The organism is Pallidibacillus pasinlerensis (genome assembly GCF_009996845.1).
Classification (GTDB): domain Bacteria; phylum Bacillota; class Bacilli; order Bacillales; family Caldibacillaceae; genus Pallidibacillus; species Pallidibacillus pasinlerensis.
The window spans coordinates 1-12,790 of the sequence record NZ_JAACYS010000083.1 but is presented as its reverse complement, the minus strand read 5'-3'; the positions used below and the strand labels follow the sequence as shown (position 1 = coordinate 12,790).

The 12,790-nt window shown below is 35.3% G+C and carries 11 protein-coding genes; 10 read left to right on the top strand and 1 reads right to left on the bottom strand.

What is annotated here, in order from left to right:
• Positions 1-190: 190 nt before the first annotated feature.
• The 6 genes from ilvD to GW534_RS14145 all read left to right on the top strand — a co-directional run bounded on the left by ilvD (position 191) and on the right by GW534_RS14145 (position 8,135).
• A complete protein-coding gene (ilvD, locus tag GW534_RS14170; RefSeq protein ID WP_161921647.1) occupies positions 191-1,906 on the top strand; it encodes a dihydroxy-acid dehydratase in 1,716 nt (571 codons plus the stop codon).
• 572 nt (positions 1,907-2,478) lie between these two features.
• The gene (locus GW534_RS14165) at positions 2,479-4,029 is read left to right on the top strand and encodes a 2-isopropylmalate synthase (RefSeq protein WP_161921645.1); all 1,551 of its coding nucleotides are present in this window, start codon (positions 2,479-2,481) and stop codon (positions 4,027-4,029) included.
• 38 nt (positions 4,030-4,067) lie between these two features.
• Positions 4,068-5,153 carry a 3-isopropylmalate dehydrogenase gene (leuB, locus tag GW534_RS14160; protein WP_161921644.1) on the top strand — a complete coding sequence of 362 codons (1,086 nt, stop codon included), beginning with the start codon at positions 4,068-4,070 and terminating at the stop codon, positions 5,151-5,153.
• 19 nt (positions 5,154-5,172) lie between these two features.
• Complete coding sequence (gene leuC, locus GW534_RS14155; protein ID WP_161921643.1) at positions 5,173-6,582, top strand: 3-isopropylmalate dehydratase large subunit; 1,410 nt, start codon at positions 5,173-5,175, stop codon at positions 6,580-6,582.
• Positions 6,583-6,594: 12 nt separating this feature from the next.
• Complete coding sequence (leuD, locus tag GW534_RS14150; RefSeq protein ID WP_161921642.1) at positions 6,595-7,188, top strand: 3-isopropylmalate dehydratase small subunit; 594 nt, start codon at positions 6,595-6,597, stop codon at positions 7,186-7,188.
• 269 nt (positions 7,189-7,457) lie between these two features.
• Positions 7,458-8,135 (top strand): N-acetylmuramoyl-L-alanine amidase, encoded by a 678-nt coding sequence (locus GW534_RS14145; protein WP_161921641.1) that lies wholly within the window; start codon positions 7,458-7,460, stop codon positions 8,133-8,135.
• 132 nt (positions 8,136-8,267) lie between these two features.
• Here the strand turns inward: GW534_RS14145 and GW534_RS14140 are convergent, their stop codons facing one another.
• Positions 8,268-8,966: an MgtC/SapB family protein gene (locus GW534_RS14140; protein WP_161921646.1), complete on the bottom strand. Its 699-nt coding sequence runs from the start codon at positions 8,964-8,966 to the stop codon at positions 8,268-8,270.
• A 94-nt stretch (positions 8,967-9,060) separates the two neighbouring features.
• Between GW534_RS14140 and GW534_RS14135 the strand changes: the two genes are divergently transcribed.
• The 4 genes from GW534_RS14135 to tnpC all read left to right on the top strand — a co-directional run bounded on the left by GW534_RS14135 (position 9,061) and on the right by tnpC (position 12,222).
• Entirely contained in the window at positions 9,061-9,936 is an 876-nt protein-coding gene (locus GW534_RS14135; RefSeq protein ID WP_161921640.1) for a DMT family transporter, read from the top strand.
• Between the two features lie 78 nt (positions 9,937-10,014).
• Entirely contained in the window at positions 10,015-10,209 is a 195-nt protein-coding gene (locus GW534_RS14130) for a hypothetical protein (protein ID WP_161921639.1), read from the top strand.
• Positions 10,206-10,559, top strand: a complete 354-nt coding sequence (gene tnpB, locus GW534_RS14125; RefSeq protein WP_161921638.1) for an IS66 family insertion sequence element accessory protein TnpB — start codon at positions 10,206-10,208, stop codon at positions 10,557-10,559. The genes GW534_RS14130 and tnpB overlap by 4 nt, the downstream gene beginning before the upstream one ends.
• Before the next feature lie 91 nt (positions 10,560-10,650).
• Entirely contained in the window at positions 10,651-12,222 is a 1,572-nt protein-coding gene (gene tnpC, locus GW534_RS14120; RefSeq protein WP_161921637.1) for an IS66 family transposase, read from the top strand.
• The last annotated feature ends 568 nt before the right edge of the window (positions 12,223-12,790 follow it).

Sequence of the window (12,790 nt, the reverse complement as noted above, 5' to 3'; positions counted from 1 at the left end):
AATTTTAAAAAAATATTTTAATCTAAAGCTATTGAAAATTTGAAAATTAATTTTATAATGGACTATAAAACTTCATAGGAGTGCACAATTTTCAACTGATGAAAAATCAATAAAAAGCTAGTTTTTTAATTTACTAGTTTACATATATTCAATTACAAAATGAGAAATGAAAGGGGAATACAACATGAGTGTGAAAAAAGATTTAAGAATTAAAAGTCATGCTTTTGATGGTCCGGTGAGATCACCGAATCGAGCAATGCTTCGGGCAGTAGGTGTAACCGATGAGGATTTTAAAAAGCCGATGATAGGTGTAGCTAGTACTTGGGCAGAAGTCACACCGTGTAACATTCATTTAGATTCGTTAGCAGAAAGAGCAAAACAAGGTGTAAAAGATGCCGGTGGTGTACCTTTCGTGTTCAATACCATTACAGTTTCGGATGGAATTTCTATGGGTACACAAGGGATGCGGTACTCTTTACCAAGTCGTGATTTAATAGCAGATTCGATTGAAACCGTTGTTGGAGCGGAAAACATGGATGGTTTAGTTGCCATCGGTTCCTGTGATAAAAATATCCCAGGATGCTTAATGGGAATCGCGAATAGTGAAGTTCCAGCAGTCTTCGTTTATGGAGGTACGATAAAACCTGGTATATTACATGGAAAAGATATCGATATAGTTTCCGTTTTTGAAGGTGTTGGTCAATTTAATGCAGGTAAAATTGGTGAGAAGGAATTAAGGGACATCGAATGTGCAGCCTGTCCAGGAGCAGGGGCATGTGGTGGTATGTATACAGCAAATACAATGGCTTCTGCGGTTGAAGCATTAGGAATGAGCTTGCCAAGTAGTGCGTCCCATCCTGCTGAGTCTAGTGAAAAAGTAGACGATGTATACGAAGCAGGGAAAGCGGTTTATAACTTGCTTGAAAAAGGAATTTATCCGAAAGATATAATGACGAAAAAAGCTTTTGAAAATGCAATTACCGTTGTGATGGCTTTAGGTGGATCAACAAATGCATATTTACACTTGTTAGCTATTGCTCATTCGGTTGGTGTTGACTTGACGTATGGTGATTTTAATAGAATACAAGAAAAAACTCCGCATATTGCTGACTTAAAACCAAGTGGAAAATACGTTATGCAAGACTTATTTGAAGCTGGTGGTACACAAGCGGTAATGAAAGTTTTATATAATGCAGGATTATTGCATGGAGATTGTTTAACTGTTACTGGAAAAACATTGGCAGAAAATTTAGAGAATGCACCAGAATTAAAAGAAGGGCAAAAAGTCGTTATGCCATTAGACAAGCCGCTTAGAAAAGATGGTCCATTAATTGTTTTAAAAGGGAATCTAGCACCAGAAGGAGCGGTCATCAAAATGTCTGGTGTTAAGGTTGATCGTCATGTTGGACCTGCACGAGTATTTAATACTGAAGAAGAAGCAACTAAGGCTGTTTTAAACAATGAAATTAAAGAAGGGGACGTTATTATTGTTCGCTATGTTGGACCTAAAGGTGGACCAGGCATGCCAGAAATGCTATCCCTTTCAGGAATTATTGTTGGAAAAGGCTTAGATGAAAAGGTTGCTCTATTAACTGATGGGCGGTTTTCTGGAGGTACCCACGGGTTAGTAATTGGACACATTGCACCAGAAGCTCAAGTTGGTGGTCCAGTTGCACTAATTGAAGATGGGGATATCATAACAATCGATCCAGGAAAAAGAGAGCTATCTGTCGATTTATCTGTGGAAGAATTAGAGCAACGTCGGAAGAACTGGGTCGCGCCACCATTGTATAGTAAAGGAATTTTAGGGAAATATGCTCATACCGTTTCCAGTGCAGCTAAAGGTGCTGTAACAGACTTTGTTGGTCGTTCAGAAAAGTCGCAAAAAAAGCAATTAATTAAATAAGGCTAAAAAAATAACAAAAAACACTTGATTATTTATTTTAAATATCTTATTATAATGAACAATAAAATTAATTTTAAATTTTAAAACAATAATACATTATTCAAATAAAACGATGAAGGGACTATGGAACAGTGAGCCTGTATTTATAGAGATCCGGGGAGGGTGGAAACCTGGAAATACACACTGTTTCAGTCTCATCCCTGAGTGCCAGACTGAACGGTTAATACCAATTAAGTTTGGCCGGGTAACACTACCCGTTATCAAAAGGAAGCTAGAGTAGCGTCGCGATTTTGCGACAATATTTGTATATAAATTTTCTCTAGCTTCATGAGGTAATATTCGTGAGGATATTACGAACATGGGTGGTACCGAGAAAGAGGAAGCTCTCTTCTCCCCAATGGAAGGTCTTATAGTGCCTTTTGTGGGAGAAGAGAGCTTTTTTATATTGGTATTAAACCAACGCTTTATTAAAATAATTCAATAAAGTGTTGGAAAATAAATAATAAAAAAATGAAACAGCATGAATGTCTACTAGTAAAAAAATCAAAAAAGTTTAAAGGGAGGAAACGATTATGACTAAAATTAAAATTTTCGATACTACGCTAAGAGATGGTGAACAAACACCAGGTGTGAACTTGAATGTTATGGAAAAATTGGAGATTGCTAGACACTTAGAAAGGCTTAGAGTAGATCGCATTGAGGCCGGTTTCCCAGCTTCATCTGAAGGTGACTTTCAAGCGGTTAAAACAATTGCTGATACGATTAAAGATACGTCCGTAATTGCATTAGCGAGAACAGTGCAAAAAGATATCGATATAGCTTGGGAAGCTTTAAAAGGTGCAGAAGAACCAGCTATTCACGTATTTCTAGCTACTTCTCCAATTCACATGAAATATAAGCTTAACATGACGCCTGAAGAAGTAATTGAAACGTCAGTAAATATGGTGAAATACGCGAAACAACGTTTTCCGATTGTAGAATGGTCAGCTGAAGATGCTACACGTTCTGATTGGGATTTCCTAGTGGAAATTGTAGAAAAGGTCATTACTGCTGGAGCAAACGTTATTAACTTGCCAGATACGGTTGGTTATACGATGCCTGAAGAATATGGAAATATGTTCAAATATATCCGTGAAAGGGTATCAAATATTGATAAAGTTGCACTATCTTGTCATTGTCATGATGATTTGGGCATGGCAGTAGCCAACTCTTTAGCGGCAATACAAAATGGGGTTACACAAGTGGAAGGAACAATTAATGGAATTGGTGAGCGTGCAGGAAATGCTGCCTTGGAAGAGATCGCTGTTGCGTTAAAAATTCGCTCTGATTATTACCCATACCATACCGATTTAAAATTAGATGAAATTAAACGCACAAGCGATCTCATTGCAAAATTCACAGGCATTGCAGTACAGCCGAATAAAGCCGTCATCGGCCGAAATGCCTATGCTCATGAGTCAGGTATTCATCAAGATGGGGTTCTGAAAAATACCTTGACATATGAAATTATAACACCTGAGTTAGTCGGCGTAAATTCAAACTCTATTGTGTTAGGTAAACATTCAGGAAGACATGCATTTAAAGAAAAAGTAAATGAATTAGGCTTCACACTTTCTGATGAAAAATTAAATGTTGCATTTAAACAATTTAAACAACTAACGGATCGGAAAAAGGAAGTATCCGATGATGACATTACTGCCATTTTAATGGAAATTACAACAAATACACATCAAATTAAAAAATATGAGTTGGAAATGTTCCAAATTCAATATGGCACAGGAACAGCGAATATTCCAACAGCAACTGTATCAATTAAACGACCAGATGAACAAGTTGTACAAACAGCATGTACTGGAAATGGTAGTGTTGAAGCTTTATATAAAGCAATCGATGCACTAATTATTGAAGATACGAAGTTACTAGACTATCAAATTAGTTCCATCGGTGGTGGAAAGGATGCACTAGCTGTATCAACAGTTCAATTGGATGTAAACGGAGATACATTTAACGGAAGAGGAACTGCCTCTGATGTATTGGAAGCTTCAGCTAATGCTTATATTAATGCGGTGAATCGCTATTTAATTAAGAAAAGTACAGAAGAAAAAGCACCAGCAACAATTTAATACCTAATAAATTTTACGGTCCATTGGAGGAGGAAACATTGGAAAAACGAATTGTATTACTACCAGGCGATGGAATAGGAAAAGAAATTATATATTCTGCAAAAAAGGTTTTACAAGTGATTGCTGAACGTTTTAATCATTCATTTGGATTTATTGAAAAACAAATTGGTGGCAGCGCCATTGATGAATTTAATACACCATTACCAAAGGAAACACTTGAAGCATGTCAAAGAGCGGATGCAGTATTACTAGGTGCGGTTGGGGGTCCGAAATGGGACTCCCTCCCGGCAGAGATCCGTCCTGAAAGAGGATTACTGAAAATTAGGAAAGAACTAGGGTTGTTTGCAAATTTACGACCTGTAAAAGGTTTTTCTGCATTAATTCATGCTTCACCTTTAAAAGAAGAAATTATTAAAGATAGTGATTTGTTAATTGTAAGAGAACTAACGGGCGGACTTTACTTTGGTCAACCGAGTGAGCGGAGAAACAACGGTGAAGCCGTTGTCGATACACTTTATTACGAAAAAAATGAGATTGAAAGAATTGTAGAAAAAGCTTTCCAATTTGCACAAATGCGTAAGAAGCGTTTAACGTCTGTTGATAAAGCAAACGTACTTGAATCGAGTAAAATGTGGCGCGAAATTGTTAATGAAAAAAGTAAAAATTATCCTGATGTAACGGTGGAACATATGTATGTTGACGCTGCTAGTATGAAACTTATTACGAATCCAAGTAGTTTTGATGTCATCGTTACGGAAAATATGTTTGGTGATATTTTAAGTGATGAAGCATCAGTCCTAACAGGTTCACTAGGAATGCTACCGTCTGCAAGTACTCGCTCTGATTCATTTGGTCTTTATGAACCTGTTCACGGTTCCGCACCAGATATTGCAGGTAAAGGGGTAGCTAATCCTCTAGGCATGATTTTATCTGCAGCACTCATGTTGCGTTATTCTTTCGGGTTAGACAAAGAAGCCACGATCATTGAAGAAGCAGTGAACGAAACATTAATTGAAGGTTATCATACACCAGACTTACAGATTGAAAATGGAAAAATTGTAACAACAGATGAAGTTACGTCAATTATTGCTGATAAAGTTGCAGAAGGAATTTTTTCAAAATAAAGATTAAAGGGGGATATCAATGGGAAAGCCAAAAACAATTATTGAAAAAATCTGGGAAAAACATGTAGTTCATCGTGAAGAGGGGCATCCGGATTTATTATATATCGATCTGCATCTGATTCATGAAGTGACTTCTCCACAAGCTTTTGAAGGGCTACGAATTAATAATCGTAAAGTGAGAAGACCAGATTTGACATTTGCTACGATGGATCATAACGTTCCTACCATTAATCGTGAAGTGATTCGCGATGAAATTGCTAAAAAACAATTAGAAACATTAAAGAAAAACTGTGAGGAGTTTGACATTAAATTAGCAGATATGTTTCACCCTGACCAAGGTATCGTTCATGTAATTGGTCCGCAACTTGGTTTAACCCAACCAGGTAAAACAATAGTTTGTGGAGATAGTCATACATCTACCCATGGTGCATTCGGTGCAATTGCGTTCGGTATTGGAACAAGTGAAGTGGAACATGTTTTGGCAACCCAAACAATTTGGCAAAGGAAGCCAAAAACATTAAATGTACATGTTGAAGGTGACCTAGGACCAGGAGTAACGGCAAAAGATTTAATTCTTGCTATTATTGCGAAGTTCGGAGTAAGTTTTGGTCAAGGTTATATAATCGAATATACAGGAAAAGCGATCCGGGATCTTACGATGGAAGGTCGCATGACTGTATGTAATATGTCCATTGAAGCAGGTGCACGTGCTGGACTAATTAGTCCTGATGAAAAGACAATTGAATATTTAAGAGGTAGAAGATACGTACCAAAAGGTGAAGAGTTTGACCGAATTGCTGAAGAATGGTTGGCTCTTGCGACGGATGAAGGTGCGGAATATGATAAAACGGTAACGATACGAGCTGAAGAAATTGAACCTCAAGTTACTTGGGGAACAAATCCAGGGATGTGTGTACCGATTAGTGGAAGGACACCAAGCCTTGCTGAAGTTGATAATAAAGATGAAGTGAAAAGAGCTTTAGAATATATGGGACTAGAGGAAAATCAACCGATGACAGAAATTGAAATTGACCATGTCTTTATTGGTTCTTGTACAAACTCACGGCTATCTGATTTACGAAAAGCAGCTGAGATTGTTCGTTGTAGAAAAATTCATCCAAATATTAAGCGGGCAATTGTCGTACCAGGTTCATGGGTCGTTAAAGCTGAAGCAGAAAAAGAGGGTCTTGATCAAATTTTTAAAGACGCAGGTTTTGAATGGCGTGATTCAGGATGTAGTATGTGTCTTGGTATGAATGAAGACATCGTTCCTCCAGGTGGAAGATGTGCTTCAACGTCAAACCGTAACTTTGAAGGTAGACAAGGAACTGGAGCACGTACGCATCTTGTTAGTCCAGAGATGGCGGCAGCAGCAGCAATTGCTGGACATTTTGTTGATGTACGAAAATTTCAAGAGGTACTACAATAGGAGGTGCATAGGATGGAAGCGATGAGAAAACATACCGGATTTATATATCCATTAGACCGCGATAATATAGATACAGACCAAATTATACCGAAGCAGTTTTTGAAACGAATTGAGCGTACCGGCTTTGGACAATTCCTTTTTTACAATTGGCGTTTTGATGAAAATGGAAATGAACGTAACGATTTTAGTTTGAATGATCCGAAGTATAAAGGAGCAAGTATCCTTCTTACTGGTGAGAACTTTGGTTGTGGTTCTTCTCGAGAACATGCTCCTTGGGCACTACTTGATTACGGGTTTAAAGTTATTATTGCCCCAAGTTTTGCTGACATCTTTTATAATAACTCATTAAAAAATGGGATTGTAGTAATACAATTAGAAAAAGAGCAAATTCAAAAGTGGATTGAAAAAGCAGAACAATCGAAGTATGAATTACAAATTGATCTTGAAAACCAAAAAATTATCGATGAAGACAACAACATCGTTCACTTCGACTTTCCTCAAGACCATAAAGAAAAAATAATGAATGGCTGGGATGAAATAGATTTAACCTTAAAGCTTAGCGATAAAATTGATACTTACGAAAAATCGAGAGGAATTTTTGCATAATTAATCTTAAGAGAGTTATTCATAGTAATTACCTACTATTATAAGGTAACTACTGAATAACTCTCTTTTTTGGTACGGGGGGACGGGTCCGGTGTATCATATTAAATATGTTTTTGATTAGTAGAATCCGAGTTTGTTTTTGATTAGTAGAATCCGAGTTTCTTCATTATTATATGTTAATCAACGATTGTAAAAAAGATTAACCCTTTTCTATGCAAACTCTCATAACAAAATTGGAAGAACAAATTTTTAAAAGGAGAGGGTTAAAAATGGTTAAGATTTATATTGATCCAGGTCACGGTGGTATGGACCCGGGGGCGGTCGCAAACGGCTTACAGGAGAAGAACATAACTTTACAAATTTCAAAAGAACTTCAAAAAATCCTTGTTAATGAATATGAAAATGTTTCAGTAAAATTATCAAGAAATAAAGATGAATCGGTTAGTTTGCAAAAGCGAACAGATGCTGCAAATCATTGGGGTGCAGACCTTTACGTGTCAATTCATATTAATGCTGGAGGAGGAACAGGGTTTGAAAGTTTTATTTATCCGAGAGTAAGTCAACGAACAAGAACTTATCAAAAATTACTTCATAATGAAATCTTACAACAAGTAGATTTTACAAATCGAGGAGAAAAACAAGCGAATTTTCATGTTCTTCGCGCGACAAAAATGCCAGCGATTTTAACTGAAAATGGTTTTATTGACACAAAACTAGATGTAGAACGTTTGAAAAATCCTAGATTTATTAAAAAGCTAGCGAGAGGACATGCAAATGGGATAGCAAAAGCATTAAACTTAAGTGAAAAAGTAGAGAAAAAATATAGTGGTAGGGGAAACTCGTTATATAAAGTTCAAATTGGTGCCTTTGCTAATAGAGATAATGCAGAACGATTGGCTGAGTATGCGTTAAAGCTTGGGTTTAATGTATATATAATAGAAGAGTAATTTTATGAATTAATATAGAAAGAATGACCAAAATAAAACTGAACTAATACGTTCAAAGTAAATAAATGGTCATTCTTTTTTTGTGGAATAGCAGTTAATAACGGGAACGGTTGCTAATAAATAAAAAAGTATTTAATGCAAACTTTCGATATCTACTTTTTTAACCCCATCTAATTTCGACACAATATCATACAAATCGGTTAATTCTAATTTATAACTTACCCCGATATTTAGTTTAATCAAATGTTTTCCATCTTCAACATCTTGGATACGTAGTTTTTGCACAGAAATTTTAAGTTTTTTTATTTCTTCAATTATATTTTTTACTTGTTCTTTATTTTCAACTGTTAATGTTAGGGCAATATCTCTTTCCTTTAATTGTTTTGGTCCAATTAAAGTCATGATAAATGGAATAAATTCTACACTAATTATTATTAAAAGTGCTCCTGCAATTGCTTCGATATAAAACCCTGCTCCCACGGCTATACCGATACCTGCTGCTCCCCAAATAATTGCTGCTGTCGTTAACCCGGAAATGCTATCATTACCGCGACGTAATATAACTCCCGCCCCTAGAAAACCAATACCAGATATGATTTGAGCTGCTAAACGAAGAGGATCCATTTGAATATTGACACCGCTTGTTGAACCTGTAACTATATATGCTGATTCAATAGATACAATTGTTAATAAACAAGAAACAATAGAAATGACTAGAGAGGTTTTTAAGCCTAGTGGTTTCTTTTTAATTTCCCTTTCCAGTCCTATTATCAATCCTAAAAGGCCAGTAATACCTAATTTTATTAGGACTTCTATATCGATATAATCGATCAAAATTCATTCTCCTTCTTACATTATTTTATTTTTTCTTATATAATTCTCTCATATATATTATATAAAAATTTGAATTGGAGAGTTAATAATAATGATGAAACTAGTTTTAAATCCATATATATTAATACTAATTGGGGTAATTTCAGTATCGACTTCCGCTATATTTGTAAAACTCTCTTCAGCACCATCGGGAGTTATCGCTTTTTATCGCTTATTTTTCTCAGTTCTTTTAATGTCACCACTTTTTCTTATTAAATATGTAAAAGAGTTAAAATATATGACAAAAAAAGATATTTTATTATCAACTATAGCCGGCGCTTTTTTAGCATTTCATTTTATTTTATGGTTTGAATCATTGAATTACACTTCCGTCGCTAGTTCAACGGTTTTGGTAACTATGCAACCGTTGTTTTCTTTTATCGGAACTTACATTTTTTTTAAAGAACCGTTATCAATAAAATCAATAATTAGTGCCATAATTACAATTGGTGGATGTATCATTATAAGTTGGGGAGATTTCTATCTAGACGAAGCAGCAATTCTTGGAGATATATTAGCTTTAATTGCGTGCGGCTTAATCACAGCTTATCTATTAATCGGTCAATCAATTCGTAAAAGAATTTCAATGATTACATATACATTTATAATATATTTTATGAGTTCGCTTACTTTATTCATTTATGTCGTCATTAAAGGAGAAGCGTTATATCCATATCCTGCAGAAGACTGGTTATACTTTTTATTGTTAGCAATTGTTGCAACCCTTTTAGGTCATTCACTATTTAATTTAGCGATTAAATGGGTTAGTACGAATGTTATCTCAATGGCAATATTGTTTGAACCTGTAGGAGCGGCGATTTTGGCATTTTTTATTTTAGGAGAATCTTTAGTTTGGACGCAAATTTTAGGAGGAATAGTAGTTATATTAGGACTAACAATCTTTTCATTAAACACTGTTAAAAAGTAAGCCCCCATTCAAACAACGCATATATTTGAGCAGCACCTCTTGATAAGATTTAGATATCAATTAAAGGAGGTGCTTTTCATGCCTGAACAAAAACTGACGATAGTCCCCGTTACATTACATCCCGAAACTGAAAATATTACATCTACAATTCCAGCCACCCCCTCTTCAAATTCAACTTGTACGATCAAATCGGGCAACGTTGAAATTACCTTCACTAACGGCGTTGATGAGCACATCATACAAACCGTAATGAGGGAGCTGAAAAATCTATGAGACATGATTATACGAGTGTCAAAAATATTTATATTATTTGTGGTAAAACAGATATGAGAAAAGGAATTGATGGATTAGCTACACTAATTCAGGATTCCTTTGAACTTGATCCCTATGGAGATTCAATTTTCTTGTTTTCTGGGTGGAGCAAAGATCGCTATAAATGTTTATATTTTGACGGAGATGGCTTCGCCATGCTTTATAAGCGTTTAGATAACGGAAAACTCCAATGGCCAAAAAACGAAAACGAAGTTCGAAACCTAACGCAGCAAGAGCTTCGCTGGCTTCTTGAAGGGTTATCCATTCAACAACCAAAAGCAATTCAGCAATCACCAAAAGGAATATTTTAATTTCTATAAAAATATAACTTTTACTATTTTCTCACTGATGTTCGAATGGTATACTTGAACTAACTTATTTGAACGAAAAGTGGTGAATCTGATGGCTAATGCTTCATCTAATAATCGAAATCAAAATGAAAAATTAATTCAATTACTTGAAGAACAATTGGCTCAATCTAATAAACAGAATGAAGCATTATCCAAACAGATTGAAACATTGACTGAGCAAGTTCGCTATTTAACGAAACTTTTGTATGGATCAAAAACAGAGAAATCTAAATATAATGTACCAGATGGACAAACATCGTTATTTGATGATGATCCGTCTTTTAATGAATCTGAGCACACAGAAGAACAAAGCCAACAGACGATATCTTATACTGTTGTCCGTAAAGCTCAAAATAAAAAACGAAATGATTCATTACATGATAATGTTGAAGTAAAGGCTATCCATCATCATCCAGAGAATACAATTTGTGACTGTTGCCAAGGTCAAATGACTGAAATAGGCAGCAAAATCGTACGTGAAGAAACTGAATTTATTCCAGCAAGAATGGAAAAAGTTCAGCATATTGAACATGCCTATGAATGTAAAGAGTGCAAAGGTGATTTATCTCAAAAATCGCAAATAAAACGTGGAAGAGCACCACAACCTCCCATCCAACGGAGTATCGCAGGTCCCAGTGTCCTAGCAAAAGTAATTTACGATAAATTTTCACAATACTTACCTCTTTATCGACAGGTAAAGGAATGGGAACGTTTCGGTTTAACAACAAATGATAAAAATCTCTCGAATTGGGTTATTCGAGCATCACATGATTGGCTCCAGCCTATTTATGATCGAATGAAGTGTATATTGTTGGCTAAATCAATATTACACGTTGATGAGACTTATGGGAAAATTATCAATCGGTCAGATGGAAAACCTGGTCAATCTAATGCTTATAATTGGGTTTACCGAAGTGTGCCTAGTCAAGGTCCGACCATCGTTCTTTTTCAAAGCTCTTTATCACGAGCTCGATCTGTTCTTGAGGGATTTATTGGTGATTATTCCGGAACGATTATCTGCGATGGTTATTCCGCCTATGACAATATTAAAGGGGTCAACTTCGCAAATTGTTGGGCTCATGTTCGTCGTTATTGGTTAAAGGCTGAAAGTAAAAATGGACGAATCGGTGTAAAATATTGCGATGAGTTATTTCAACTTGAAAGGGAGTTTAAACATTTATCTCCAAGCAAACGTAAAAAGAAACGCAAAAAGTATTCGAAGCCGATTGTTGATAAGTTCTTTAACTGGATAGAAAACTCACCTTTCTTCGGGAAAAACGCCATCGCTAAAGCAGCTGAGTACACGCTCAAACGAGCAAAGGAACTAAAAGCATTCCTAAAAGATGGACGAATTGAAATGCATAATAATCCAGCTGAAAATGCCATCCGTCCCAATGTTATTGGTCGCAAAAATTGGTTGTTTTCGGTTAGCGAAGCTGGAGCAAAGGCCAATGCGATTTGTTTAAGTATCGCTGAAACAGCAAAAGCAAATGGTGTGGATTTTTATCATTATCTTGTAAGATTACTGAAGGATTTACCTAATTTAGATATTCATAGAAATCCAGACATTCTAGATTTGTACATGCCTTGGTCGAAGATGATCCGAGAAGAATGTAGTTTATAAATGAAATAACCGTAAAACTGATTAAAAAAATCGAGCTTTTACGGTTATTTGTCATGCGTACCCTGTAGGTGCGCATTTTCTTATTTCGGGCTTACGTTAAAAATAATTAATTAACGGATATAATACTACTCTTCTCTATACTATCCTAGTTGAAAATAGGCTATATAAATGATATATTCTATGTTAGAAATTGAAATGAAAATCTTAAATGTTTTTTTAAAAAAAGGTATTGACGGTTTTTGTTCAAAGTGTTATATTAATATTCGTCGCTGCGAAAATAAGTTAAAAAGCTTTAGAAAGCAGTTGACAATTTTAACGAACTTGATAAAATCTAATACGTTGTAACAGTAAAAAAATTACGACTGAAAGTTTTTTAAAAAGTTCTTTACATCACGATATAGATGTGATAAAATTAAGGAGTCGTTTTTGTGACTTAAAATTCAATATCATCCACAAAAAAGATATTGACAAAAAGAAGTTTTGTTAGTAAGTTAACAAAGCTAACTTTAATGAAATTGAACCTTGAAAACTGAACAAGACAAAGCGTTTTAATTGACCATTTAGTCAT